Source organism: Streptomyces sp. NPDC031064 (assembly GCF_055570965.1).
On record NZ_JBVIGF010000006.1, the window covers coordinates 177,099 to 203,640 of the forward strand.

The following is a 26,542-nucleotide window of genomic DNA, read 5'->3' on the forward strand; positions in this document are numbered from 1 at the left end:
TCGGGATTCTTCACGCTTCAAGCGTGCCCCGCCGGGCCGCCGGGCGCAGGTCGGGTCGCGTGCGCCCGGCGGTTGAAGGCGATCGACGCCGGCCGTACGGTGCCGGTCAGCCCGACGCGCATGTCGTTCACGCCCGCGCTTCGACACACCCTTCCGGGCCCCGCCAGGGTGGTGAACGTGCCGGCCGACACGTCGGCAAGGAGGGGCGTCAGGCCGTTTTCCAGGGCCGGAGCTTCTCGGGGTTGAGCACGGCCCAGATCCGGCGGATCCTGCCGTCCGCGATGTCGAACGCGTACACCGACACAACGGTGCCGTCCAGGTGGGCCGCCAGACCGGGCTGACCGTTGACCGTGCACTCGCGGATCGCCAGCCGGCCGGGGCGGGTGCGGCCGGCGAAGAACCGGGCGATGTGCTCGGCGCCCTCGATCGGGTGGGGCCGGGCCGTGACGAGTCCGCCACCGTCCCCGACGGCGGTGGCGTCGGCGTCGAGCAGGCCGATGAGGGCGTTGATGTCCTTGGCCTCCCACGCCCGCTTGAACTCCCTGACGACACGGGCCCGCTGGACCGTCGGGGACACGGGGGCGCGCGCGGCCTCGACGCGGCGGCGGGCCGAGGACGCCAACTGGCGGCAGGCTGCCGGGGTGCGGCCGACGATGTCGGCCACTTCGGAGAACGGGTAGCGGAAGACGTCGTGGAGGACGAACGCCACGCGTTCCGCCGGGGTCATCGCTTCCAGCACGACGAGGAAGGCCATACTGACCGACTCGTCGAGCGTGATGCGGTCGGCGGGATCGGCCGTGCTGTCGTCCATCGCGGTGGCGGACCACTCGGTGCGCGCGGGCAGCGGCTCGGGAAGCCACTCCCCCACGTAACGCTCTCGCCGGGCCCGTGCCGAGCGGAGCACGTCGAGGCAGATCCGGCCGGCGACCTTGGTCAGCCAGCCGCCGGGGGACACCACCGCCGCCTGCTGCCGCGGGGACATCGCGTACCAGCGGGCGTACGTCTCCTGGACGGCGTCCTCGGCTTCGGCCACGGAGCCCAGCATCCGGTAGGCGAGGTCGATCAGCCTGCGGCGTTCACCGGTGACCGCGCTCGGCATCGGGTCGAGTCGGTCGTCCTGCGGCGCGGTCGGACTGGTCGTCATGGTCTCGCGGCTCCCTCGGTCGGATCTTCCTTCACCTCTATGACGGAACAGCGCCCCGGAATGTGAGATCGGCGCCCGGCCTCACATTTCGCCGGGCCGTCTCGTCGTACTGACAGCGGCACGGGACGGAAGCGAACGGAGGTGCGCCGGCAAAGCCCGTGAACGTCGCAGTCGTCCATTGCCCACACCACATCCGAAGGAGTACGCGATGACCACCCATGAGTCCGAGATCCGGGCGCTCCTGGCGAACCGCGCCGAGGCCCAGCAGACGAAGGACATCGACCGGCTCATGTCCTTCTACGCCACCGACGCCGTCTACTACGACGTCGTCCCCCCTCTGCGGTTCACGGGAACCGACGAGATCCGCCGCAACTTCCTGCGCTGGTTCAACGGATACGTCGGCCCCATCAGCCTGGAGACCCACGACCTCACCCTCGCGACCAGCGGGGACACCGCGTTCGCGCACATGCTCCACCTGGACTCGGGAGAGCGCAAGGGCGGGCTCCAGGCGTCGATCTGGGTACGGGAGAGCGTCTGCCTCCGGCGAGCGGACGGAACGTGGTCGATCACACACGAGCACGTCTCGATCCCGATCGACCCGGCGACCATGACGGTCTGGCTCCCGTCCGACAAGGACCAGCCCGCCTGACCCCCAGCCGGATCACAGTGAGGAGCATCCACCATGGTCACCATCAGACGAGCCACCCTCATGAGGTTCGCCGCCGCCTCGCTCGCCACGGTCACGGTCGGGGTTCTGGCCGTTGGCAGCGCAAAGGCCGATCCCCCGAAGAAGGGGCGTGTCGAAATCCTCGAACTCAAGGTTCGCAACGATCAGTACACGGCTGTCGATCTCGGCCCCGCCGGGCCGAGCCTGGGCGACATGGACGTCTACTCCGGCACCGCCATAAAGGATGGGCAGGGTGTCGGACGCGGAGGCGGAACCTGTCAGGTCGTTCATGTGAAGGGCACGGAACTCACGTCGCAGTGCGTGATCACGATGGAGGTCGCGCAGGGCTCTGTGACGATCCAGTCGTTGTGGACGAAGGGCGTGGCTTCCCTCGACATGGCGATCACCGGCGGTACCGGCGTTTACCGCAACGCGCGGGGCATCGCCCGCTTCTGGGACATCGCCACGCCGAACGAGAGGGCGCGGCTCGAAATCCTGCGCTGAGAGCGCGCCGTCAGGCATGAGCGGTGATCCCCTTTCGCGACAGGGCCCAGGCCCGGCCGCGAAAGGGGATCTCGTTCGTTGGTGATCACGTCCTCACGTCGACCGGCCCGCCTTGATCCGCATGAAGGTGACGGAGTGCGCCGGGAAGGTGTACGTGAACTCCTCGCCGACCCCGCGCAGAGTCGTCTCCCGGGGCTGGACGGGCCGCGCCTCGGCGGTGTTCACGGCGTCCGGCGCGCCCTGGAGGGTGGTGAGCCGGGCGGTCGGGGCGACCTTCGCCGTACCGAGGTCGATCCGGGTCCGGGCGGGTGCGGCCTGGGCGTTGACGACCTTGACGACGAGGTCGCCGCCGTCCCGGGTCACCACCTGGCGGAACGGTTCGGCCGCCTTGTCGTCGGTGAAGCTCCCCCACTTCTTCCCGTCGAGGTAGAGCGTGACCTGACGGCCGCGCACCTGGACGTGGACGTCGTACGTGCGGCCCGTCTCGATGGTCGTGCCGTTCTCGGTCAGCGTCTCCTTGCCGCCGTCCACGGCCTTCTCGACGGCGGAACGGGTGTTGTTCCAGCCACCCAGGTTCCACCAGTAGTGGTTGCCGGTGTCCCGTACGCCGAAGGCGATGAGGAAGCCCTCCCGGCCGGACTTCTTGGTGGCCTTCAGCCGGAGGTCGTAGTCGTGCCAGCCGGTGTCGCCGGCCGTCACCAGGGTGTTCTCGGCGGTGGCGTCGGTCTGGACGAACGCGCCGTCCCGGACTGTCCAGTCACCGCGTCCGGCCGCCCGGGTCCAGTGCCCGTCACCGGCCGAGAAGTCGTCCTTCAGGAGCGTGGTGCCGTCCGCCGCGGTGACCTCCACGTCGTCGTACGCGGCGCTCGTCGCCCAGGTGGACAGGCCGACCGCGCCCGTGATGGGGCCGGAGACGGCGGGCGTGGTGGAGGCCCGGCTGGGGACGACCCGGTCGCCGGTGTTGTTCATGAACAGCTTCTGCACCTCGTAGCTGGTCGAGCCCCAGGAGCGGTGGTTGTCGAACCAGATCATGTCGGGCCGCCACTGGTTCTGGTGCACGTCGGCGAGGAGCGGTGCGTAGGAGGCGAGCTTGACGACGTCGGCGTTGCGCTCCAGGCCGGTCATGTAGGCGGCTTCCGACAGCGCGTTGAAGAACCGGTTGTCGCGTGAGGCGTACTCGCCGAGGAAGACCTTGGGACCCTCGCGGTCGTAGGAGTCGTAGCGGTCGTTGTTCTCCAGGAACCACCGCGGGCTGTTGTAGTAGTGCTCGTCGACCATGTCGACGCCCGCCTCGCGGTTGAGCTGCCAGGCGCGGTCGAAGACGCTTCCGGCGTCGTCGGGTCCGGAGTTGCTGATGACGGTGATGTCCGGGTACTTCGCCTCGATGGCCTCGCGGAACTCGGTGAAGCGGGCGAAGAACTGGTCGGGCAGGTTCTCCTCGTTGCCCACGCCCAGGTGGGTCAGGCCGAAGGGCTTGGGGTGTCCCATGGCGGCCCGCTTGCGGCCCCACTCGGAGGTGACGGGGCCGTTGGCGAACTCGATCAGGTCGAGGGTGTCCTGGATGTGCCGCTTCAGCAGCGCCGGGTCGTCGGTGGCCTTGTTCTCGCCGCAGCCGGTGACGAGGGCGGGGACGACGGGCAGCGGCATCGCGCCGATGTCCTCGGCGAACTGGAAGTACTCGTAGTAGCCGAGCCCGTAACTCTGGTGGTAGCCCCAGAAGTTGGCGTTGACCGCCCGCTGCTCGACGGGGCCGATCGTGTCCTTCCACTGGTAGGAGCGGCGGCGCTCCCAGGTGGGGGCCTCGTACGCCTGGTGGCTGCCGGTGTTGACCAGGCAGCCGCCGGGGAAGCGGAGGAAGCCGGGCTTGAGGGCGGCGATCTTCTCGGCGAGGTCCTTGCGCAGCCCGTTCGGGCGCCCCTTGTAGGTGTCGCGGGGGAAGAGCGAGACCATGTCGAGGCGCAGGGTGCCGCTGCCGGCCGCGGTGACGGCGAGGCGGCCGGCGGTGGTGGACACCTTGGGGATCAGCGTGCCCGTGTACGTGGTCCAGCGGTCGCCGCGCACGGTGATGCCGAGCGGCGCGGACAGGACGGTGCCGTCGGCGGCGCGCAGCTCGGCGGTGAGGCGGGTGCCCGCGCCGTTGTCGGTGCGGGCCCAGACGGAGAAGTCGTACCGCGCGCCTTCCCGGAGGGCCATGCCGGCTCCGTAGCCGCTGTTGACGACCCCGAAGCGGGCGCCGGTGCCGCCGGTTCCGGCGAGGCCGAGGCGGAGGTGGCCGCGGTTGCGCTCGTTCAGCCGCTCGGCGTCGTCCACCACCTGGACGGTGCCGGTGGCGCCGCCGGTGGCGGTCTGCTGCCAGGCGGTGAGCGGCGTGTAGGCCCGGTTGTCGGCGGGGCCGAATTCGAAGGAGCGGTTCTGGACGAGCTCGGCGTACAGGCCGCCGTCGGCGGCGTTGTTGATGTCCTCGAAGAAGACGCCGTACATGGTCGGGTCGATCGCCGGGCCGGGCCGGTCGGGGCTGACGTCGAGCGAGTAGTCGGCCGGGGGCGGTGCATCGGCTCGGGTGGGGGCGGCCATGGCCGTGCCCACCATCAGGGCCGCCAGCGCGAGGACGAGCCTCGGCCGTATGGGTGCCATGTGTGTGCTCCTGGATCTCTTCAGTTGTTCGCGACGATTGTTCGAGATACCGGACGTTGACCAGGACTTCGAACAGGAAGATAGGGAGGAGCGGTTGAGGCGTCAACCCACCGACGCCGCCCGCCCGGCTCACCGGCACGTGCCGATGCCTTGGCGTTCCCACCTGACGGGCTCGACAATGAGGGGGATGACGGACAACCGGGCACACAGCGGCGAGATCGGGCCCACCGAGCGGCTCGCCATGAACCGCACGGGCAGCTTCGACTGGGATCTCGACGCGGGCACCATCGACATCGACGAGGCGGGACTCCTCGTGTTCGGCCTCGCGCCCGGCACGTTCGACTCCCGGCCCGCCTCGCTGGTGCACCGGCTCGAACCGGACGAGCGCACCCGTCTGGACGCCGTGATCAAGGAGGCGCTGGTCAGCGGCCGGTCCTCGTACGCCGCGCGCTTCCAGATCCCGCTCGACGACGGGTCGGTCCAGTGGACGCACGTCCAGGCCCGCATCCTGCGCGACCGGGACGGACGGGCCCACCGGATCGTCGGGATCGTCCGGGACGCCACCTCCGAGATCACCCACTCCACGTTCGTGATGGAGCTGGAGAAGCGCCGGCAGCGGCAGACGAACATGGTCGAACGCACCACGCAGGCGCTCTCCCGCGCGGTGACGGTCGACGACGTCACCGCCGCGCTGACCGGCCCAGGGGGCCTGGCCCGGCTCGGCGCGGACGGCTTCGCGCTCGGTCTGGTGGAGAACGGCTCGCTCAACATCATCGCGCTCAGCGGCGAGTCCCTGGACGTCCTGGAACATTTGCGGATGCGACGCCTGGAGCCGGGGATGCCGCTGGCGGAGACGGTGCTCAGCGGGCGCCCGCTGTTCAGCAGCTCGTTCCAGGAGCTGATCAAGGACTACCCGGAGCTCGCCCCGTTCGCCGGGCGGCTGCGGTTCCGGGCGGCCGCCTATCTGCCGCTGGTGGCCCAGGCCCGCACGCTGGGCGGGATGGCGCTGTTCTACAAGGGGCGCACCGCCTTCAGCGCCGACGAGCGCAACCTCTCGCTCGGCCTCGCCGCCATCGTGGCCCAGTCGCTCCAGCGCGCCATCCTCTTCGACGAGGAGCGCGAGCTGGCCACCGGCCTCCAGGCCACGATGCTCCCCCGCCGCATCCCGGCCGTCGACGGCGGCGAGATCGCCGTGCGCTACCACTCGGCGTGGAGCGGCCGGCAGGTCGGCGGCGACTGGTACGACGTGATCCCGCTGCCCCGCGGGCGGGTCGGGGTCGTGGTCGGCGACGTGCAGGGCCACGACACGCACGCCGCCGCCATCATGGGCCAGCTCCGGATCGCGCTGCGGGCGTACGCCGGCGAGGGCCACGCCCCCTCGACGGTGCTGGCCCGGGCGTCCCGGTTCCTCGCCGAGCTGGACACGGAGCGGTTCGCCACCTGTACGTACGCGCAGGTGGACCTGGACTCGGGCACGGTACGGGCGGTGCGGGCGGGCCACCTGGGGCTGCTGATCCGGCACACGGACGGACGCGTGGGGCAGCCCAAGCTGCCGGGCGGGCTGCCGCTGGGCCTGGCGTCGGTCTTCGGGGACGAGGAGTTCCCCGAGACGCGGCTGGACCTGGTGCCCGGCGAGACGCTGGTGATGTGCACGGACGGGCTGGTCGAGCAGCCGGGGGTGGACATCGGGGAGGGCATGGCGGCGCTGGAGGCGGCGGTGAGCAGCGGGCCGCCGGGCGCGGAGGCGCTGGCCGACCACCTCTCGCAGCGGTTCTGGGAGCGGTGGGGGCCGGGCGACGACGTGGCGCTGCTGGTGCTGCGGCGCAGCCCGGACCCGGGTACGCCACGGGCGCCGCGCATTCACCAGTACATCCACCAGGCGGACCCGCAGGGGCTGTCCGAGGCGCGGGCGGTGGTGCGGCGGGCGCTTCGGGACTGGGACATGCGCGGCTTCGCCGACGACGCCGAGCTGGTGACCGGCGAGCTGCTGGGCAATGTGCTCCTGCACACGGAGGGCGGCGCCGTGCTGACCCTGGAGGTGCTGCCGGAACCGGTCCGGCGGGTGCGGCTGACGGTGCAGGACCGTTCCAGCGCGTGGCCCCGGCGCCGTACGCCGGGCGAGGCGGCCACGTCGGGCCGGGGGCTGCTGTTGCTGGACGCGCTGGCGCTGCGCTGGGGTGTGGAGCCGCGCGGCGAGGGCAAGGCGGTGTGGTGCGAGATCGGCCCGTCGTCACGGCCCGGGTAGCCGAGGAGGAACGTATGGACCCCGTCGAGGCACTGGACCGGATCGCCTTCCTGCTGGAGCGGTCGCAGGCGCCGACGTACCGGGTGAAGGCGTTCCGCACCGCCTCGGCGGCGCTCGCGGCACTCGGGGAGGGCGAGGCGGCGAAGCGGGCGGCGGGCGGCACCCTGGAGCAGCTCAAGGGGGTCGGGCCGAAGACCGCGCAGGTGGTGCGGGAGGCGCTGGCCGGGGACGTACCGGCCTACCTGAAGCGGCTGGAGAGCGAGGTGGGCGACGCCCCGCAGCGGGGTGCCGCGCTGCGGGCGGCGCTGCGTGGCGACTGCCACCTGCACTCGGACTGGTCGGACGGCGGCAGCCCGATCGACGCCATGGGGCGGGCGGCGGCGGCGCTGGGCCACGAGTGGGCGGTGCTGACCGACCATTCGCCCCGGCTGACGGTGGCCCGCGGCCTGTCGGCGGAGCGGCTGCGGGAGCAGCTCGACGTGGTGGCCGAGCTGAACGAGACGTGGGCGCCGTTCCGGCTGCTGACCGGCATCGAGTGCGACATCCTGCTGGACGGCTCGCTCGACCAGGACGAGGAGCTGCTGGACCGGCTGGACCTGGTGGTCGCCTCGGTCCACTCCAAGCTGCGGATGGACGCGCCCGCCATGACGCGGCGGATGGTGCGGGCGGTGACGAACCCGCTGGTGGACGTGCTCGGCCACTGCACGGGCCGGCTGGTGGGCGGGAAGCGGCCGGAGTCGGAGTTCGACGCGGAACGGGTCTTCGCCGCGTGCGCCGAGTCGGGCACGGCGGTGGAGATCAACAGCCGCCCGGAGCGGCTGGACCCGCCCCGGCGGCTGCTGCGGCAGGCCGTGGCGGCGGGCGTGTTCTTCGCGGTGGACACCGACGCGCACGCGCCCGGCCAGCTCGACTGGCAGATCCTGGGCTGCGCGCGGGCCGAGGAGTGCGGCGTACCGGCCGACCGGGTGATCAACACCTGGCCGGCCGAGGAGCTGCTCACCTGGACCCGCACGCGTGAGGCGCCGAAGAGCGCCTGAGAGCGGCTAGCTGCCGGTGGCGCGGCGCTTGCGGACGGCCCAGAGGATGCCGCCGCCGGCCAGGACGACGGCCACCGCCGCGCCGCCGATCACGGGCGTTGCGCTGGACGAGCCGGTCTCGGCGAGGTCGCCGCCGCCGGGGGCGGGCGCGGACGGCGCCGGGGCGGACGGCGCCGGGGCGGACGGCGCGGGTGACGTCTCGGTGGGGGGCGTTTCGCTCGGTGTGGCGGTGGGCGTGGCGGGCGGGCTGGTGGGCGGCGTGGTGCTGGGGGTGGGCGTGGGGGTGGAGTCCTCGCACACCGGGGCGGTCTTGGTCTCGTCGCGCGAGAACTGGTCGCCGTCGGAGGCCTTGACGACCAGGCGGACCGTCAGCTCCTTGTCGTGGTCGGGCAGCGGCAGTCGCTTGTGGAACTCCCGGCCGAACCTCTCGGTGGGCAGCAGGTCCTTGCCGTCCACGGTGACGGTGACCTCGTTGGGTGCCCGGTCCTGGTAGCCCGTGAGATCGACCTGGACCTCGGAGCAGGTCACGGACCAGGAGGGGGTGTGGGCCCAGGCGGGAGCGGCGGCGAACACCGTGCCGGCCGCGCCGAGGAGCGCGGCGGTCACGACGGCGGCGGCGTTCCGCCTCGGTCCGGTGGACAGGGGCATGGGGGGTTCCTCCGTACGGTTACGGGTGCCGGTACGTGGTCGTACGCCGCCACGACGTGCGGCGTGCCGCGCACAGTACTGCTCCCGCCGCCGGCCGCCGCACCCGGCCCCCGCCAACTCGCGTTGCCGTGGGGTCAGTTGGGTATGCCGCAAGGGCCCGCCCTATCACGGGGGACGTACCGATGATCCGGTGTGGCGGCCCGGAAGGCCCTGGCTCGACCTTGCGGTATCCACGCGATGCCCGGCAGGACACGCTGCCCGTGCCCTGCGTTGCCCGTTTCTGGCATGAGGCGCGGACAACGCCCCCCGTAATAGCGGTTTCGCGGACCGCCAGCGCCCGTAAGGCGTGCCGATCAACTCGTCCAGGATGCAGGATTCCTCCGGGGATTTCTTCTGATGCTTCTTCGGTGAAAAAGCTTCAGCCACCACGTGTCCACCGGAGGCCGGATCGTGCCCCCTCACTCCTCCAAAGCGGCCGCGTCCTCCGTCATCCGCCGCCGTTCGGCGGACAGGGCCCACTGGTAGGAGAGCGCCGCCAGGGTGGGGGCGCCCCAGCGGGCGCGCAGCACCCCGAGCTCCTTGGTCAGGGTGCGCAGCCCGATGCTCAGGCGCCGGGCGGTGATGCGCTGGTCGACGCCGGCCGCCGTGTCGATGAGGATCTCGCGCTGACGGTGCGTCAGCCCTGCACCGCCGTCGGGAACGGCCCGCCGGGGGTCGCCGTGCCAGATGTCGGCGCGGCGCCAGGCGTCCTCGAACCCTTCGGCGATGAACGCCACCAGGGCGCGGTCCATCACGTGCCAGGCGGCGTGCGTGGGACTGGAGTTGACCACGTGGTCGGGGATGAACGCCTGGCGCCGGTCGACGACGACGCAGCTCTGGAACGGGGCGGCGAGCGTACGGAACTGGGCGCCCCGCGCGGTCAGCCGGGTCACCCGGTCGCGAGTCGCCGGATCGTCCCGTTCCCCGTCGCGGTACAGGGTGCGCACGCTCACCCCACGGGCCAGGGCGCGGGCGTCGCGGGCGAGGGCGGCCTCCATGGCGTCGTCGCCGCGCGGGCCGAGCGGCTGGGCGGTCAGCAGCTCGGTCTCGGCCTGACCGACGGCCTCGCCGATCCGGGCGCCGACCTGCTCGGGCTCGGCGAGGAACTCGCTGCCCGCGCCGGAGCGCCACTTGGCGCGCTCGAAGTGCAGGGCGAGCTCGTCGGCGACGTCGGGCACCGCCGCCATCCGGGCCGCCCGGGCGGCCAGTTCGCGCAGCCCGTCGTCGAGCCGGCGGCGGCCCGCCTCCTGCGGGTCCAGGGCGATCGGCGCCTCGGGCCGGTCGGGGTCGACGGCGACCAGGCGCCACTCCAGCAGCTCCCGCAGCGCCGCGCCGTCCGCCGGGCCGAGCGGCTCGCCCCTGGTAATCCCGGCGTACAGGGCCCTGGCGGCCGCCGACAGATCGTCGTGCCCGCCCGCGGCGGCGGGCGGCACGGAATCACCGCGCGCGGAATTGTCCTGGTCCATTGCCCTTGCCCCCGTATTACGCCTGCGTGTGTGCGCCGTGCGCATGTACGCACCACGCGAATGCTTGATCGTCGGCGTACAACGGGCCAGCGTACCGGTGTGGCCCTTCCGGGCACCTGTCCCGGATGTTCCCGGAACGGCCCACGGCACACCACGGCGGCCACGGCACAACCGGCGGCCGCCCCCTCGGGGAAGAAACGTCATGGACAAGGTTGCACTGCGTCTGCTGCTGAGCGAGCGCCGGGCGTCGATCACGCCGGAGAGCCACGGCCTGTCGCGCCCCACGCGGCAGGGCAGGCGGGCCCGGGGGCTCTCCCAGGCACAGATCGACCAGATCCTGCACCGCGCCCCGGACACGTACGGCCGCCTGGAATCCGGCCGCTACCCCAACCCGCCGGTCGATCTCCTCCAGGACGTGGCGAAGCTGTTCCGCATGAACGAGCAGGAGTGGATCGCGCTGTGGCGGTACGCCCTGGGCCAGGACCCGCCCCGCCCGCTGGACTCCCGCTCGGGCGAGGAGCTCCCGGGCGTGTGGCAGGAGATCCTCGACGGCATCTCCCACCCGGCGTACATCAACGACCGCTCCTGGAACCTGCTCGCCCACAACGCGCCCTTCGAGGCGCTCTTCCCCAACCGCCGCGTCCCCGCCAACACCATGCGGTGGATGGCGGTCGAGCCGGAGGCCCGTACCGTCCTGACGGACTGGGAGACGGCGTGGGCGCCCCTGGTGCTCCCCCAGTTGCGTGTCGCGCTCGCCGCCGACCCGTCCGACAAGACCCTGTGCGCGATCGAACAGGACGTCCTGGCCGACCCGGTGGCGGAACCCCTCTACGAGTCGGCGAGCGCGTACAGCCCCCTGGACGGCGACGAGCGGCCGCTCTCCCACCCCGAGCTCGGCCAGGGGTGGGTGACGATGTGCGCGGCCCAGCCGCTGGCGGCCCCCGGGTCGCGGCTGATCATGCTGGCCTTCCGCCCCGGACCGCGCCGCCGCCGCGGCCGTCCCCCATCTCTGCGCGCCCGCGAGGCGCAGTGACGCCCCGCTGAGGCACCGGTCGCGTGTGACGCCCCGCCGGGGACGGGTACCCGGGCGCCGTAAGTCCGTCCTCGTCGCCGGAAGGGGCAGGCATCGTGCGCGACTCCGCCGAGTTCACTCGGTCCGCGAGCCATTTCACGGACCGGATCACCGCCGACGGCCGAGACGGCTGGCCGGTCGAGGCCGGGCGGTACCGGCTCGTGGTCAGCCGGGCCTGCCCGTGGGCGAGCCGCTCACTGGTGGTGCGGCGGCTGCTGGGCCTGGAGGGGGCCCTGTCCGTGGCCGTGGCCGACCCGGTCCAGGACGAGCGGAGCTGGCGCTTCACCCTCGACCCGGACGGCCGGGACCCGGTGCTCGGCATCCGGTTCCTGAGCGAGGCGTACCACGCCAGGGAGAAGGGGTACGACGGCGGCATCAGCGTCCCGGCGGTCGTCGACGTACCGAGCGGCCGGCTGGTGACCAACGACTACCAGCGCATCACCCTGGACCTGGACACCGAGTGGCGGGCCCTGCACCGCGAGGGCGCGCCCGACCTCTACCCGCAAGCGCTGCGGGACGAGATCGACGAGCGGATGGAGGGCGTCTACCAGGACATCAACAACGGGGTGTACAAGGCCGGCTTCGCCAAGAGCCAGGAGGCCTACGACGCGGCGTACGCGCGGCTGTTCGCCCGGCTGGACCAGGTGTCGGAGCACCTGGCCGGGCAGCGCTACCTGGTGGGCGACACGATCACGGAGGCGGACGTCCGGCTGTTCACCACGCTGGTCCGGTTCGACGCCGTCTACCACGGTCACTTCAAGTGCAACCGCAACAAGCTCACCGAGGACCCGGTGCTGTGGGCGTACGCGCGGGACCTGTTCCAGACGCCCGGCTTCGGCGACACGGTGGACTTCGACCACATCAAGCGGCACTACTACATGGTCCACGAGGACATCAATCCGACGCGGATCGTGCCGCGCGGCCCGGACCTGCGCGGCTGGCGGACCCCGCACCACCGGGAGGAGCTGGGCGGGCGCCCGTTCGGTGACGGTACGCCGCCGCCCCCTCCCCCGTCCGGCGAGGTCGTCCAGCCCTTGTAGCGGTGGTCAGGTCGCCTGCCAGACGGTGGTGGCGTTGCAGAACTCCTTGATGCCGTGCCCGGACAGCTCGCGCCCGTACCCGGAGCGCTTCACGCCGCCGAACGGCAGCGCGGGATGGGAGGCGGTCATCCCGTTGACGTACACGCCACCCGCCTCCAGGTCGCGCACGAAGCGCTGCACGTCGGCGTCGTCGCGGGTCCAGACATTGGAGCTGAGCCCGAAGTAGGTGTCGTTGGCGACCTTCACCGCCTCGTCGATGCCGGCCACCCGGTAGAGCGTGGCGACCGGCCCGAAGGTCTCCTCCTGGTGGATCCGCATGGCGGGCGTGATGCCGGCCAGGACGGTCGGCTCGTAGAACCAGCCGCGCTCCTCGCGGCCCTCGGGGCGGCGGCCGCCGCACAGCACGGTCGCGCCCTGGCGTACGGCGTCGTCGACGAGCTCCGCCAGGCCGTCCCGGCCGGCCTCGCTGGCGAGCGGCCCGACGTCGGTGGACTCGTCCATCGGGTCACCGACCGTGAGCGCCGCCATGCCGGCCGTGAAGCGTTCGGCGAAGGCGTCATACACGTCCGCGTGGACGATGAACCGCTTGGCGGCGATGCAGGACTGGCCGTTGTTCTGGGCACGGGCGGTGACGGCGACGTGGGCGGCCTTCTGGACGTCCGCCGACGGCATCACCACGAACGGGTCGCTGCCGCCGAGCTCCAGAACGGTCTTCTTGATTTCGTCGCCCGCGATGGCGGCGACCGAGCGCCCCGCCGGTTCGCTGCCGGTCAGGGTCGCGGCGGCCACCCGGTCGTCGCGCAGGATGCCCTCGACGGCACGGGAGCCGACCAGCAGGGTCTGGAAGACGCCCTCGGGGTAGCCCGCCCGGCGGAAGAGGTCCTCCAGGTAGAGCGCGGTCTGCGGGACGTTCGACGCGTGCTTGAGCAGCCCGACGTTGCCCGCCATGAGCGCGGGCGCGGCGAACCGGACGACCTGCCAGAGCGGGAAGTTCCACGGCATGACCGCCAGCACGGGGCCGAGCGGGCGGTAGTGCACGCGCGCGTGCGCCGCGCCGGCGTCCCGCACCTCGGCCTCGGGCGGGTGTTCGTCGGCGAGGAGCCGCTCGGCGTTGGCGGCGTACCAGCGCATGGCCTTCACGCACTTGGCCGCCTCCGCGCGGGCGGCGTTCAGGGGCTTGCCCATCTCGGTGGTCATCGTGCGGGCGATGTCCTCCTGGTCCGCCTCCAGCAGGTCGGCCGCGCGTTCGAGCAGGCGGGCCCGGTCGGCGAACGTGGTGGTGCGGTAGCGGCGGAAGGCCGCGTCGGCGGCGGCCAGGCACCGCTCGATCCCGTCGGGCGTGAGCTCCTCGAAGGTCTTGAGCGTCTCGCCGGTGGCGGGGTTGACGGTCGCGATGGGCATGGGCGGATCCTCCTCGCAGTCGCTGTCCCGACCCTACGGCGGCGGGTTGAGCCGGGCCTCCCGGGTAACCCGTGCCGGTATGGCACACACAGGTGACGACAAGGAAAACGCGGCGGGGGTGAAGGGCACGGGGGCGCCGGACGAGCCCACCGACCTGTCCGCCGGCTCCTGGCGGGCGGTCCTGAGGCGGACCGGCAAGGAGTTCATGGACGACGAGCTCCCCGACCGCGCCGCCGCTCTGACCTATTACGGCGTCCTGTCGATCTTCCCGGCACTGCTGGTCATGGTGTCGGTGCTGGGCATGATCGGCGACTCGGCGACGCGCGCCGTCCTGGACAACCTCCAGCAGCTCGCGCCCGGCTCCGTACGGGACATCCTCGGGGACGCGGTGCGCCAGCTCCAGGACAGCCCGGGGGCGAGCGGCGTGGTCGCGGCGGTCAGCCTGGTGGCGGCGATCTGGTCGGCGTCCGGGTACGTGGGGGGTTTCATCCGTACGGCCAACGCCGTGTACGACCTCCCCGAGGGCCGTCCCGTGTGGAAGCTGACCCCGCTGAGGGTCGGGCTGACCCTGGTGCTGATGGTGCTGCTCCTGGTGAGCGCGGTGATCGTGGTGTTCACCGGCCCGCTGGCGCAGCGCGCGGGCCAGGCCATCGGCCTCGGCGACGAGGCGGTCACCGTCTGGAACATCGCCAAGTGGCCGGTGCTGATCGTCCTGGTGATCCTGATGATCGCGCTGCTGTTCTGGCGGGCGCCCAACGTCCACGGCCAGGGCTTCCGCTGGCTGAGCCCGGGCAGCGTGCTGGCGGTGCTGCTGTGGCTGCTGGCCTCCGGCGGTTTCGCGCTGTACGTGGCGAACTTCGGCTCGTACAACAAGACCTACGGCACCCTGGCCGGTGTCATCACCTTCCTGATCTGGCTGTGGCTGTCGAACCTGGCCATCCTGCTCGGGCTGGAACTCGACGCAGAGCTGGCGCGCCAGCGGGCCATCAGCGGCGGCATGCCGGAGTCGGAGGAGCCCTACGTCGAGCCCCGCGACACCCGCACATGGCCCCCGGAGATGACCCGCCGCCACGAGGAGCGCTCCGACCAGGAACGCTCCGACGAAGGCCCCGGGTGACGGCCGTCCGCACGCTCAGCCGTCCCGGGGGGTGACCCGGGCCTCCTCCAGGTCGTGCAGGAGCTGCTGGAGCTCGGCCGCCAGGCCCCCGACCGACGTGGCGGTCTCGCCGTCCTGGTCGGCGAGCCGGGCCTTCAGGCGCCGCTGGGCCTCCCAGGCCCGCCCCAGGGCCTCGTCGCGTACACCGCCGTCGCCGCCGACACGGCCGTCGCCGTGAGCGCCGCCGTCCCGGTCGACGCCCCGGCCTCCGGGGCCCATGCCCGGGCTCGCGTCGACCGGTGCGCCCAGCGCCGCGCAGTCCGCCTCGCACACGTCCGCGAGGGCGTGCAACAACGGCGGCACGTCCCCGAGGACCGTGTCCGGCGGCGGCCTGAGCCGGGGCCGGTCCCCCGCCGCCTCCGCGAGCATGCGGGTGAGCGCCGTGAGGTGGTCGGCGGCGCTCTCCCAGGCCGCGTCCCACTGCGTGGAGGGCAGCTCGGGAACCGGGCGGCGGATACGGCGCCCGGCCGGGTTGAGGCGGAGGCTCTCGCGGGTCCACAGCCGCGCCCTGCGGAGGTCGGCGAGCAGTTGCGGCAGCCGCCGGGCGCGCGCGTGCCACTCCTGAGCCTTCGACCGGTCGTAGCCGCGCTCCATCTCGGCGGCCATCGCCCGCAGCAGCTCCGCGCCGTCCCTGGGCAGCCGGCACAGCGACTCGTGGGCGTGGCGCAGGTGCACGGGCGGCAGGATCAGCGCGTTGACACCGATCCCGATGACCGCGCCGAGGAGCGTCTCCAGCAGCCGGTGCACGATGTCGAAGCCGCTGAACGAGCCGTACACCAGGACGAACAGCGCCGTGGTGGAGGCGTAGACGCCCTGGTCCTCGAAGCGGGACCAGTTGCCGAGCAGGGCGGTCACGGGCAGCACGATCGCCATCGCCGCCATGGTGTTGCCGGTCAGCCCGGCGGCCGCGGCGGCCAGGACGGTACCGGTGGCGATGAGGACGACCTGCTGGACGCCGGTGCGCACCGAGCGGTAGACGGTGCTCTGTACGAGGGCGACCGCCGTCCAGGGCGCCATCAGCGCCAGCGGGGCCTTCCACCACCAGCCGGCCACCGCCCAGGCCAGGATGGCGGCGCCGGCGGCCTTGATGGACTGGACGGCCAGGTCCCGTTCCGGGCCGGGGCCGGTCAGGGCGCGCCGTACGGACCGGCCGACCGCCGCCGCCTCCCAGCCTGCCCGGTGCCACAGCTCGCGCGCGTGGGCAGCCGGGCTCACGGCAGCGGGGTGCCGCCGGTGGCGTTGACGATCTCTCCGGTGATGTAACTCGCGCCGGGCGAGGCGAGGAAGACGTACGCCGGCGCCATCTCCGCCGGCTGGGCGGGGCGTCCGAGCGGCGACTGCTTCCCGAACTCGGCCGTCTCGGGCATGGTCGCCGGGATCAGCGGCGTCCAGACCGGTCCGGGGGCCACCGCGTTCACCCGGATGCCGCGCTCGGCGACCATCTGGGCCAGGCTGTGCGTGAAGTTGACGATGGCCGCCTTCGTCATGGCGTAGTCGAGCAGCGGGGGGCTGGGCTTGTATGCCTGTACGGAGGTGGTGTTGATGACGCAGCCGCCCCGGGGAATGTGCGGCAGCGCCATCCTGGTCAGCCAGAACATGCCGTACAGGTTGGTCTTCATCACCCGGTCGAACTGTTCGGTCGTGATCGCCTCGATGCCGTCCGGCTGGGCCATCTGGTAGGCGGCGTTGTTCACCAGGACGTCGATCCGGCCGAACTCGTCGGTGACCCGCCGGATCAGGGCGCGGCACTGCTCCTCGTCCCGGTTGTCGGCCGCCATGGCGATGGCCTTGCGGCCGGCCTCCTCGACGAGGCGCGAGGTCTCGCGCGCCTCGCCCTCCTCCTCCGGGAGGTGGGTGAAGACGATGTCGGCGCCTTCGCGCGCGAACGCCAGGCACACCGCGCGCCCGATGCCGGAGTCGCCGCCGGTGATGACGGCGACGCGGTCGGCGAGCTGTCCGGTGCCCCGGTAGGACTCCTCGCCGTGGTCGGGCGGCGGGTCCATCGGGCCGGTCCATCCCGGGTGCGGCTGCTCCTGTTCGGGGAAGTCCGGCTGCGGGTGCCGGGTGACGGGGTCCTGGGGCTCGCGGGGGTCGGTCATGGTCCGCCTCTCTGCTGGTCACGGGTCGACTTCTCGCGTTCCCAAGACTTGACGACCGATGCGTTCACCGCGAATCAGACAGCGCCCGGACAGCGGTCGGACGGTCAGACCTCGATCCGCTCCGAGGGGCCGGTGATCGGGACGTCGTTGATGCTCGCGTAGCGCTTGCGCATCAGGCCGCGCTCGTCGAACTCCCAGTTCTCGTTGCCGTACGCGCGGAACCACCGCCCGTCGGCGTCGTGGTACTCGTACGCGAAGCGCACGGCGATGCGGTCACCGGTGAAGGCCCACAGCTCCTTGCGGAGCCGGTAGTCGAGCTCGCGCCGCCACTTGGCGGTGAGGAAGGCGACGATCTCGTCCCGGCCGCGCAGGAACACATCGCGGTTGCGCCACTCGGAGTCCTCGGTGTAGGCGAGGGCGACCTTCTCGGGGTCGCGGGTGTTCCAGGCCTCCTCGGCGAGCCGGACCTTCAGGCGGGCGGTCTCCTCGGTGAACGGGGGCAGGGGCGGGCGCACGGGGTCTCCTCTCGGATGAGAACGCTCGTTCTCACCTGATCGAGTACCGTACGAGAACGATGGTTCTCACGCAAGGGAGTGGCGACATGGACACCGAGGCGGCCAGGACCCGGGTGCTCGACGCGGCCGAGGAGCTGTTCTACGGCCGGGGCATCCAGGCCGTGGGCATGGACGCCGTCCGGTCGGCGTCCGGGGTCACCCTGCGGCGCCTGTACCAGCTCTTCCCCTCCAAGGGCGCGCTGGTCGAGGCGTACCTGCTGCGCCGCGACGCCCGCTGGCGCGGCAGCCTGGCCGCGTACGTGGACTCCCTGGACGCCCCGCCGCGCGAGCGGGTGCTCGCGGTCTTCGACTGGCTGCGGAGCTGGTTCGAGGAACCCGGCTTCCGCGGCTGCGCGTTCATCAACTCCTTCGGGGAACTCGGCGCCACCTCGCCGGAGGTCTCGGAGGCCGCACGCCGGCACAAGGAGGAGTTCCGGCGGTACGTCACCGACCTGGTGACCGAGGCGGGCGCCCCCGCCTCGGCCGGAGCCCATGTCGCGCTGCTCGCGGAGGGCGCCATGACCACCGCCGCCATCACCGGCTCGTCCGCGGCCGCGCGGGAGGCGCGGGAGGCGGCGGCCCTGCTGCTGCGTCAAGTCCCCGCATAGAGTGCCCGGTTGTGAACAGACACGTGAATTTCGAGCGGCTGCACAACTTCCGGGACCTCGGCGGGTACGCCACCGGGGACGGCCGGCGCGTGCGGTGGGGGGCGCTGTTCCGCTCCGACTCCCTGTCGAAGCTGACGGACGGGGACAGGGACGGGGACGGGGGCGAGGACTGGCACCGCTTCCTCGCGCTGGGCGTCCGTACCGTCATCGACCTGCGCTACCCCTGGGAGATCGACGCCAAGGGCCGTGTCCCCGACCACCCTTCGCTGGCCTACCACAACCTCAGCGTCGAGCACCGGCCCTACGACCAGACCGCCCTCGGCCCGGAGGTCGAGCCCGGCCCGTACCTCGCCGAGCGCTACCTTGAGGTGGCCCACGACGGCGTCAAGGAACTGCGCCGGGCCCTGGAGGTGATCGCCGGGGCCGGGGACGGCCCGGTCGTCTTCCACTGCGCGTCCGGCAAGGACCGCACCGGCCTGCTGGCCGCGCTCGTCCTGGCCCTGCTGGGTGTGGACGAGACCGACATCGTCGAGGACTTCGCGCTCACCGAGCTCGCCACCGACCGGCTGGTCGCCGACTGGCGGGCCGCCCATTCCGGCCGCCTCCCCGAGTGGCCCGGCTACGGCCGCGCGCCCGCCGACGTGATGCGCCTGTTCCTCGCCGCCCTGGCCGAACGGCACGGTTCGGTACGGGACTACGCCACGGGCCTGCTGGGCGTCGACGACGAGCTGGTCGCCGCCCTGCACGCCCGCCTGCTCGAACCGGCCGGGGAGCCGCCGCTGGACTTCCGGCGCGCGGACGAACGCGACCTGGCCGAGCTGGTCCGGCTGCGTGACGAGGCGGCGCGCCGGCTGCTCGCCCGGGGCATCGACCAGTGGAAGCCCGGGCAGCTCGGCGAGGACCACTTCCGGGCGCGCCTGGCCGACGGCGAGGTCTGGATCGCCACGCTCGGCCCCGGCGGGCCGGTGGCCGGGGCCTGGGAGCTGTGGTGGGACGACCCGGCCGCCTGGGGGCCGCAGCCCCCGACGGCCGGTTACGTCCACCGGCTGATGACGGACCACCGCACCGGCCCGCCCGGCACCGGGCGCCGGATGCTCGCCGAGGCGGAACGGCGCCTCGCCGCCGCCGGGCGGAGCCTGTGCCGGCTCGACTGCCTGGCCGGCAACGCGCGGCTGCGCGCCTACTACGAGGCGGCGGGGTACGTGGTCGTGGGTGAGCAGCCGGCCAAGGACGGCGGCCAGGGCCGCACGTACGCGGTCACGCTCCTGGAGAAGCGGCTCGGGAAGCCGGCCTGACCCGGCCCGAAGCGGCTCCCGCGGCCCTTCCCTCCCCGGGGCCGAACCGGTGAATCGGCGCCGGGCCGCGCATGCGGCACCACCCTTCTCGCAAGGACACCTTGAGGGTTCCGCTCTGCGAAAGGATGGAGATGCGCCTTGCCCATTCCTCACTGGGGGCCGCCGCGCTGGCCCTGGTGCTGAGCACCACCGGCTGCTCGCCCGCCCAGGAGCGGCCGTCCGCCTCGTCGGCCTCCTCCGCCCCGCCCGTGGCCGCGCCCGCGCCCGAGGCGGAGGGGGCAGCCGGGACGTGCCGCGCCCCGGCGAAGAAGAAACGTCACTGCATGCGGGTGCCCCGCCCCCACCAGGCGCAACGCATCGTCACCATCGACGTCCTGGCCGGCTTCACCGCCCGGGCGGCCCGCGAGGCGGGCGGCGAGCGCACCGTGCGCGCCCGGATCCGGCAGGCCGTCACCTCCGCCTCCCAGGCGTTCGCCGCCGGCGCCGTCCACGCCCGCCTCCGCCTCCTCGGCATCGTGCGGGCCCCGGTGCCCACCCGGCTGGACCGTTCCGGGGCCGCCCTGCTGAAGGCGGTCGCTCGGCGCGGCGACGGCGTGGCCGACCACCTGCCCCGCCTCCGGGACAGCGTGGGGGCCGACCTGGTCACGGTGGTGACCGGCAGCAGGGGCGCCGCGGGGCTCGCCAACCGGCCCCGGCGCGTGACGTCCCGGACCAGCGGCCACGGCTACAGCGTCGTCGCGCAGAAGGCCCTCGCGCACCACTCCCTCGCCCACGAGATCGCCCACAACCTGGGCGCCATGCACGACTACGTGACCGCGCCCCGCGGGGCGAACAGCGCGCGCGGCTACTTCCCGCCCTCGGGCAGGTGGTCGACGCTGGAGGCGTACGAGTCGAGCTGCCGCAGGGCGACCGGCGGCCCCTGCCGGCGCATCAACCGCTACTCCAACCCCCGCCAGACCTACCGGGGTGAACGGCTCGGTACCCCCGTGGGGCAGCCGAGGCCCGCCGACAGCGTGCGTACCTTCAACGCCGTGGTCCGCATCGTGGCCGACTACCGCCGCCGGCCGGGCCGGTGAGCGGGGGCCGGAGGCGGTGAGAGAGGGGCCGGAGGCCGCGGCAGGCCCGGAATTTCGCACTTCCCAGGCGTATGTCGGGCCGGAAAGATAAAATTCCCCTATGGGAGAGCGGCCACAAGTGCCCACCGCGCCCGAGCTGGTCCTCGACATCGACGGGGACTCCACCGTGATGAGTCCGAGTCGGGAGTACCGCATCGGGCGTGACCCAGCGAGCGACATCGTGCTGGTCGACGCCCGGATCTCCTGGCACCACGCGGTGCTGCGCCCCGAGGGCGGACGGTGGACCGTACGGGACGAGGGCAGTACCAACGGCACCTTCGCCGAGGGCAGACGCGTCCAGGCCTGGGGTGTGGGCCCCGGCAGCGTCATCCACTTCGGGCATCCCGCCGACGGGCCGCGCGCCCTGCTCTCGGCGCCCGAAGAGGCCGCGCCACCCGCCCCGCCCCCGGAGCCCGAACCCCAGGCGCCGGCCTGGGAGCAGGGCCCGCCCCCGGAGCCCGCCCCTTCGCCGTCCTGGTCGCAGGCGCCGCCCGCCCCGCCCCCGGAGCCCGAGCCCCAGGCGCCGGCCTGGGAGCAGGCCCCGCCCGCGTCGCCCGCCCCGCCCCCCGCGCCGCGGCCGTCCTCGGTGTCGATGCCCGCCGCGACCGGAACGTTCCGGCAGCCCACCTCCGTGCGGCCGCTGCCGGCCCGGACCGTGCGCATCGGGCGCGGCCCCGACAACGACCTGGTCGTCAACGACCTCACGGTCTCGCGCCGGCACGCCGAGCTGCTGGCCCAGCCGGACGGGACGTACTGGATCCACGACCTCGGCAGCCACAACGGCACCTTCCTCAACGGCCAGCCGGTGACCCGCGCCCGGGTGACGCCGGACGACATCGTCGGCATCGGCCACTCGGCGTTCTGCCTGGTCGGGGCCCAGCTCGTGGAGTTCACCGACACCGGCGAGGTGTCGCTGGACGTACAGGACCTGGCGGTCACGGTGGACCGGGGCCGCAAGACCCTCATCGACGAGGTGACCTTCCCCGTCGGGGAGAAGTGCCTGCTCGGCGTCGTCGGGCCCAGCGGTTCGGGCAAGTCCACGCTGCTCAACGCGCTCACCGGGCTGCGCCCCGCCGACCGGGGCACCGTCCTGTACGACGGGCGTGACCTGTACCGGGACTACGCCGAGCTGCGCCGCCGTATCGGCCTCGTACCGCAGGACGACATCCTGCACCTCCAGCTCACCGTCCGGCGCGCCCTCGCGTACGCCGCCGAGCTGCGCTTCCCCGAGGACACCGTCCGCGCCGAGCGGCAGGCCCGGGTGGACGAGGTCATCGAGGAGCTGGGCCTCGGGCAGCGCGCCGACCAGCCGATCCACAGCCTGTCCGGCGGGCAGCGCAAGCGGGTCAGCGTGGCGCTGGAGCTGCTGACGAAGCCGTCGCTGCTGTTCCTGGACGAGCCCACCTCGGGGCTCGACCCGGGGATGGACCGGTCGGTGATGCACATGCTGCGCGGGCTCGCCGACGACGGCCGTACGGTCATCGTCGTCACCCACAGCGTGCTCAGCCTGGACGTCTGCGACCGGCTGCTGGTGCTCGCGCCGGGCGGCCGGATCGCGTACTACGGGCCGCCCGAGGACGCCCTGGGGTTCTTCGGCTTCGCGCAGTGGCCGGAGGCGTTCGAGGCGTTCGAGAACGACCGGGACCGCGACTGGGCGGGCGGCTACCGCGCCTCGCGGCTCCACCAGCAGTACATCGCGGGCGCCATGCAGCGGCCGCCGCTGCCGGACGGCCAGGCGGCCGCCGCGCCGCCGGCCCCGCCGCCGAAGGCCCAGAGCTGGGGCGCCCAGTTGCGGACGCTCGTACGGCGGTACGCGTCCGCGCTGAGCGCCGACCGGACGTTCATCGCCATCATGATCGCGCTGCCGTTCGTGATGGGTGCGATGGCCCGGGCGCTGTCCGAGGGCCGGTTCGGCCGCGAGTCGACGATGAACGTGCTGCTCATCCTGTGCGTCGGCGGCGTGCTGACGGGTGCCGCCAACGCGGTGCGGGAGCTGGTGAAGGAACGCACGATCTACCGCCGGGAGAGAGCCGTCGGCCTGTCCAGATCGGCGTACCTGATGTCCAAGGTGGTGGTGCTCGGCCTGATCACGGTCGTGCAGGCCGTCGTCCTGACGCTGGTCGCGCTGATCGGCGTCCCGCTGAACGCCCCGGGCGGCAAGGGCGTGCTGATGCCGCCGCTCATCGAGATCACGCTCGCGGTCGCCCTGCTGTCCTTCACGGCGATGATGCTCGGCCTGTTCGTGTCCGCGCTGGTGCGCAAGGAGGAGGTCACCATGCCGCTCCTGGTGCTCCTCGCGATCGTCCAGGTGGTGTTCTGCGGCGGCCTGCTGAAGATCCACGGGGCGCTCGTCCTCGAACAGTTGGCGTGGCTCATCCCGTCCCGGTGGGCGTTCGGGGCGATGGGCTCGACGGTCGACATCCGGCGGCTGTCGCCGACCGACAAGACGGCCGACCCGCTGTTCGAGCACACGACGGCGACCTGGCTGCTGGACATGGGGATGCTCGTGGTGCTGTCCGTCGTCCTCGGGTTCGTGGTCGCGAGGCTGCTGCGCCGGCACGAGCCGGTGATCATGCGAAAGTAGGCACCGTTCATGGTCTTCCCCGGCTCCTCCTCGGGTGCTGCCCGCTCTCCGGGCGGCTTCCGGCCCAGCCATGTCGTACCCGCCGAGGGCCTGCCGGCCTGGGAGGCGCCCGATCCGGGCCTCCCGACCGTGCCGCTGGACCCGTTCCTGCCCGTGCAGTTGCTGGACCGGGTCGGCGACTGGGGCCAGGTGCTGTGCTCCAACGGCTGGTCCGCCTGGGTGGACGGGCGGCTGCTGGTCTCCGTACCGCCGGACCCCCCGGCCGCTGGGCAGCCGATGGGTACGGCGGCCGATCCCCGGCCGCTGCTCTCCCGGGCCGAGGAGGCGGTGGGCCACTACCGGCGGGCGGCGGAAGAGCTGGCGGCCGGGCGTCTGGACGGCGAGACGTTCCAGCGGCGGACGCGGGGGCTGCGGATCGGTCTGGTCGTGGACGGCGAGGCGCTGTGGATGTACGACGCGCGGCGCGAGCGGTGGCTGTACTGCGACGGCGCGCGGCTGAGTACGTACGCCACGTCGGCCGGCCCGTCGGCGGCCGCCCCGGCCGACCGCGCGGCCGACCGCTCGGCGGGCCCGGAGGCCGTACCGGAAGCCGTACCGGACGCCCTCCCGGCGGCCGGTGCGACGGCCGTCGTCCCCGGGTCCGGTGCGCCGCCGGCCGTCGCGGCGGGCCCCGGCGCCGCCGAGGAGCCGCCCGTGGCCTCCGGCCCGCCCGCCGGGTACGAACCGACGCAGGTGGTCGACCACGCGGCGGTGCCCGACGCGGGCGCGGAGCCGACCCGGCTGGTGGAAACGGACGAGGACGAGGCCGGTCCGCCGGACCGGACGGGTGACGGCCGATGACCGACCGCGTCACACGCGACGACCTGCCCGCCGGGCGGCCGTCCGGGCTGGTCGGCAAGCGGATCGCGGACTACCGGGTGGAGAGCGAGATCGGGCGCGGCGGCATGGCCGTGGTGTACCGGGCGCGGGACCTGCGGCTGGACCGGACGGTGGCGCTGAAGCTGCTGGCCCCCGAGCTGGCGCGCAACGACACCTTCCGCAAGCGGTTCGCGCACGAGTCGCGGGTAGCGGCCGCCATCGACCACCCGCACATCGTGCCGGTGTTCGACGCGGGCGAGACCGAGGGCGTGCTGTACATCGCCATGCGGTACGTCTCCGGGCAGGACCTGCGGGCGCTGCTGGACCGGGAGGGTCCCCTGCCGCCCGACAAGGCGGGGCGGATCGCCGCGCAGGTGGCCTCGGCGCTGGACGCGGCGCACGCGCACGAACTGGTGCACCGGGACGTCAAGCCCGGCAACATCCTGGTGGCGCCGGGTACCGACAGCGAGCATCCGGAGCACGTCTACCTCACGGACTTCGGCCTGACGAAGAAGTCCCTGTCGCTGACCGGGTTCACCAGTGTGGGCCAGTTCGTCGGGACTCTCGACTACGTGGCACCGGAGCAGATCTCGGGGCGGCCGGTGGACGGCCGGTGCGACGTGTACAGCCTGGGCTGCGTGGTGTTCGAGACGCTGGCGGGGGCGCCGCCGTTCCGGCGGGACGACGACATGGCACTGCTGTGGGCGCACCAGTACGATCCTCCGCCGTCGCTGACCGGGGAGCGGCCGGAGCTGCCGGCCGGCGTGGACGCCATCATGGCGAAGGCGCTGGCGAAGACTCCGGAGGAGCGGTACGACACGTGCCTTCAGTTCGTGGCCGAGCTGCGGGCGGCGCTGGTGGGCGACGGCGGCCCGCAGCAACCGCCCCCCGCCCCGCCCGCCTGGGCGCTGCCGGTGTTCCGGGAGCTGTGAAGCTCAAGGCGAGGATGAGGGTTACGCCCGTCAAGAGTGCCCACGGGTCACGCCGGTCCCAGAGCGCCCACGGGTCACGCCCGTCAAGAGCCCGTCCGGATTACGGCCCTGACGGCGTGTCCGGCGCCGCGGGGACCTTGCCGGGGCGGCGTACCCGCGCGGCGAGCAGGCCGCCCAGGCCCCCGGCGACCAGCCCCCAGAGCAGGGCGAGGCCGACCGCGGTCCACACATGGGGCCGCAGCGCCACCTGGCCTCCGAGGTCGTCGACCTCCACGATGCCGAGGATCGACAGGCCCAGCCGGGCGATGACGCGGGTGACGGGCGTGACGACGAGCATGGTGAGCGCGAAGGCGACGCCCAGGTGGAGGGCGTACTGCCACAGCCTGGTGCCGGCCGGTGAGCGGACCGCCATGGCGACCGCGGCGGCCAGCAGCAGCACGGCGGCGGCGGGGATGAGCCACCAGGCCCGCCCGTCGTGCTGGGCGAGGGTGGTGACGTCCAGTGTGGTGTCCTTCGAGCCGCGCAGCGCCTGGTCGAGGACGTGCGGCATCGGCAGCCCGAACGGGCCCTCGACCCTGCCCTCCCAGGAGGCGCCGATGCCGAGGCCCAGGGCGAGCCAGACGACGTTCGGCAGGCCCAGCAGGATCACGGCGAACGTCTCGGCGGCGTGGCCGCGGGTCGCCGCCACGATCAGGCCCACGACCAGGCCGACGGCGACGTAGGCGAGGAGCAGGAGCAGCATCGCGAAGGCGGCGGGGCGGACGGGTTCCTGATAGCGCAGCAGCCGGGCGGGGAGCGGGGCCTTGCGGGAGACGAGCAGGGCCATGGCGAGGACGCCGAGCAGCCAGATCAGGCCGAACAGGAGGGTGAGCCCGACGTCGGCGCGGAAGCCGACGGTGGGCGTCGCGTCCAGCAGGCCGCCGATGATGTCGACGGGCGAGCCGGGCGGCGCGATGGAGAAGGTGTGCCGGGCCAGGGCGGTGAGTGCGGCGAGCGCGGCCAGCCACAGGACGGCTGTTCGGGCGACGCGGGCGAGGAGTTCGCCGGTGGAGGCGACGGCGCGGTGCCGCAGCGGCCGGAGGAAGAGGGTCCCGGCGACGAGCGCCCCGGTGAGGGTCACGGACAGCGGCATCAGGGTGAGTTCCGCGTCCGTTCCGGCGAGGCCCCCGGCGGTGCCGGAGACGTCCACGTCGCCGCCGGCGGCGATCACGACGACGGCCGCGACCACGCGCGGGAACGCGCCGTCGGGCAGGTCGGCGGCGCCCGCCGCCCACAGGCCGAGTGCGGCCACGACGGCCATGGCGGCCAGTGCGGCGAGCACGGTGACGAGGGCGTCGCCCCAGTCGTGCACGGCGCCGCGCGCTCCGCTCGGCGCCTGACTCTGTGTGCTGGGTCCGTGACGGCTCACGGTGCCCACGGTAAGCGCGCGGGCGGAGGCCCGCCT

The 26,542-nt window shown here is 73.1% G+C and carries 22 protein-coding genes; 13 read left to right on the forward strand and 9 right to left on the reverse strand.

The features are described 5' to 3' along the window. Positions 1-208: 208 nt before the first annotated feature. A complete protein-coding gene (sigJ, locus tag ACZ46W_RS22545; protein ID WP_468340174.1) occupies positions 209-1,144 on the reverse strand; it encodes an RNA polymerase sigma factor SigJ in 936 nt (311 codons plus the stop codon). A gap of 208 nt (positions 1,145-1,352) precedes the next feature. Between sigJ and ACZ46W_RS22550 the strand changes: the two genes are divergently transcribed. Next, positions 1,353-1,793 (forward strand): YybH family protein, encoded by a 441-nt coding sequence (locus tag ACZ46W_RS22550; protein WP_468340176.1) that lies wholly within the window; start codon positions 1,353-1,355, stop codon positions 1,791-1,793. 33 nt (positions 1,794-1,826) lie between these two features. Continuing rightward, the gene (locus ACZ46W_RS22555) at positions 1,827-2,315 is read left to right on the forward strand and encodes an allene oxide cyclase barrel-like domain-containing protein (RefSeq protein WP_468340178.1); all 489 of its coding nucleotides are present in this window, start codon (positions 1,827-1,829) and stop codon (positions 2,313-2,315) included. A gap of 93 nt (positions 2,316-2,408) precedes the next feature. On the opposite strand, the gene ACZ46W_RS22560 is transcribed toward ACZ46W_RS22555, so the two are convergent. Continuing rightward, positions 2,409-4,949, reverse strand: coding sequence for an alpha-L-arabinofuranosidase C-terminal domain-containing protein (locus ACZ46W_RS22560; protein ID WP_468340180.1), 2,541 nt, complete (start codon positions 4,947-4,949; stop codon positions 2,409-2,411). 187 nt (positions 4,950-5,136) lie between these two features. Between ACZ46W_RS22560 and ACZ46W_RS22565 the strand changes: the two genes are divergently transcribed. Both ACZ46W_RS22565 and ACZ46W_RS22570 read left to right on the forward strand, forming a co-directional pair. After that, positions 5,137-7,194 (forward strand): SpoIIE family protein phosphatase, encoded by a 2,058-nt coding sequence (locus ACZ46W_RS22565; RefSeq protein ID WP_468340182.1) that lies wholly within the window; start codon positions 5,137-5,139, stop codon positions 7,192-7,194. Between the two features lie 14 nt (positions 7,195-7,208). After that, the gene (locus ACZ46W_RS22570) at positions 7,209-8,231 is read left to right on the forward strand and encodes a PHP domain-containing protein (RefSeq protein WP_468340184.1); all 1,023 of its coding nucleotides are present in this window, start codon (positions 7,209-7,211) and stop codon (positions 8,229-8,231) included. A 6-nt stretch (positions 8,232-8,237) separates the two neighbouring features. Here ACZ46W_RS22570 and ACZ46W_RS22575 read toward each other — a convergent pair whose 3' ends face one another. Together ACZ46W_RS22575 and ACZ46W_RS22580 are read right to left on the reverse strand one after the other, a co-directional pair. Continuing rightward, on the reverse strand, positions 8,238-8,879 hold the full coding sequence (locus ACZ46W_RS22575; RefSeq protein ID WP_468340186.1) for an LAETG motif-containing sortase-dependent surface protein: 642 nt from the start codon (positions 8,877-8,879) through the stop codon (positions 8,238-8,240). Positions 8,880-9,337: 458 nt separating this feature from the next. Then, on the reverse strand, positions 9,338-10,384 hold the full coding sequence (locus ACZ46W_RS22580; protein WP_468340188.1) for a hypothetical protein: 1,047 nt from the start codon (positions 10,382-10,384) through the stop codon (positions 9,338-9,340). A gap of 202 nt (positions 10,385-10,586) precedes the next feature. On the opposite strand from ACZ46W_RS22580, the gene ACZ46W_RS22585 reads away from it, so the two are divergent. After that, positions 10,587-11,417, forward strand: coding sequence for an MmyB family transcriptional regulator (locus tag ACZ46W_RS22585; protein ID WP_468340190.1), 831 nt, complete (start codon positions 10,587-10,589; stop codon positions 11,415-11,417). 92 nt (positions 11,418-11,509) lie between these two features. Next, positions 11,510-12,496 carry a glutathione S-transferase family protein gene (locus ACZ46W_RS22590; protein WP_468341141.1) on the forward strand — a complete coding sequence of 329 codons (987 nt, stop codon included), beginning with the start codon at positions 11,510-11,512 and terminating at the stop codon, positions 12,494-12,496. A 6-nt stretch (positions 12,497-12,502) separates the two neighbouring features. Here the strand turns inward: ACZ46W_RS22590 and ACZ46W_RS22595 are convergent, their stop codons facing one another. Beyond that, positions 12,503-13,897 (reverse strand): NADP-dependent succinic semialdehyde dehydrogenase, encoded by a 1,395-nt coding sequence (locus tag ACZ46W_RS22595; RefSeq protein WP_468340192.1) that lies wholly within the window; start codon positions 13,895-13,897, stop codon positions 12,503-12,505. Positions 13,898-13,976: 79 nt separating this feature from the next. Between ACZ46W_RS22595 and ACZ46W_RS22600 the strand changes: the two genes are divergently transcribed. Then, positions 13,977-15,014 (forward strand): YihY/virulence factor BrkB family protein, encoded by a 1,038-nt coding sequence (locus tag ACZ46W_RS22600; protein ID WP_468340194.1) that lies wholly within the window; start codon positions 13,977-13,979, stop codon positions 15,012-15,014. A gap of 15 nt (positions 15,015-15,029) precedes the next feature. On the opposite strand, the gene ACZ46W_RS22605 is transcribed toward ACZ46W_RS22600, so the two are convergent. The 3 genes from ACZ46W_RS22605 to ACZ46W_RS22615 form a co-directional block, all read right to left on the reverse strand. Further along, positions 15,030-16,268, reverse strand: coding sequence for an FUSC family protein (locus tag ACZ46W_RS22605; RefSeq protein WP_468340196.1), 1,239 nt, complete (start codon positions 16,266-16,268; stop codon positions 15,030-15,032). Next, on the reverse strand, positions 16,265-17,152 hold the full coding sequence (locus ACZ46W_RS22610; protein ID WP_468340198.1) for an SDR family oxidoreductase: 888 nt from the start codon (positions 17,150-17,152) through the stop codon (positions 16,265-16,267). The genes ACZ46W_RS22605 and ACZ46W_RS22610 overlap by 4 nt, the downstream gene beginning before the upstream one ends. Before the next feature lie 104 nt (positions 17,153-17,256). Next, a complete protein-coding gene (locus ACZ46W_RS22615; protein ID WP_468340200.1) occupies positions 17,257-17,667 on the reverse strand; it encodes a nuclear transport factor 2 family protein in 411 nt (136 codons plus the stop codon). An 86-nt stretch (positions 17,668-17,753) separates the two neighbouring features. Between ACZ46W_RS22615 and ACZ46W_RS22620 the strand changes: the two genes are divergently transcribed. The 6 genes from ACZ46W_RS22620 to ACZ46W_RS22645 all read left to right on the forward strand — a co-directional run bounded on the left by ACZ46W_RS22620 (position 17,754) and on the right by ACZ46W_RS22645 (position 25,098). After that, a complete protein-coding gene (locus ACZ46W_RS22620) occupies positions 17,754-18,314 on the forward strand; it encodes a TetR/AcrR family transcriptional regulator (RefSeq protein ID WP_468340202.1) in 561 nt (186 codons plus the stop codon). 11 nt (positions 18,315-18,325) lie between these two features. After that, positions 18,326-19,609 (forward strand): tyrosine-protein phosphatase, encoded by a 1,284-nt coding sequence (locus ACZ46W_RS22625; RefSeq protein WP_468340204.1) that lies wholly within the window; start codon positions 18,326-18,328, stop codon positions 19,607-19,609. Between the two features lie 131 nt (positions 19,610-19,740). Beyond that, on the forward strand, positions 19,741-20,685 hold the full coding sequence (locus ACZ46W_RS22630) for a zinc-dependent metalloprotease family protein (RefSeq protein ID WP_468340206.1): 945 nt from the start codon (positions 19,741-19,743) through the stop codon (positions 20,683-20,685). A gap of 100 nt (positions 20,686-20,785) precedes the next feature. Next, positions 20,786-23,308, forward strand: a complete 2,523-nt coding sequence (locus tag ACZ46W_RS22635; protein WP_468340208.1) for an FHA domain-containing protein — start codon at positions 20,786-20,788, stop codon at positions 23,306-23,308. Between the two features lie 9 nt (positions 23,309-23,317). After that, positions 23,318-24,148: a hypothetical protein gene (locus tag ACZ46W_RS22640; RefSeq protein ID WP_468340210.1), complete on the forward strand. Its 831-nt coding sequence runs from the start codon at positions 23,318-23,320 to the stop codon at positions 24,146-24,148. Continuing rightward, positions 24,145-25,098, forward strand: a complete 954-nt coding sequence (locus ACZ46W_RS22645; RefSeq protein ID WP_468340212.1) for a serine/threonine-protein kinase — start codon at positions 24,145-24,147, stop codon at positions 25,096-25,098. Before ACZ46W_RS22640 ends, ACZ46W_RS22645 begins: the two co-directional genes overlap by 4 nt. A gap of 100 nt (positions 25,099-25,198) precedes the next feature. Here ACZ46W_RS22645 and ACZ46W_RS22650 read toward each other — a convergent pair whose 3' ends face one another. After that, entirely contained in the window at positions 25,199-26,506 is a 1,308-nt protein-coding gene (locus tag ACZ46W_RS22650) for a streptophobe family protein (protein WP_468340214.1), read from the reverse strand. Positions 26,507-26,542 lie beyond the last annotated feature (36 nt).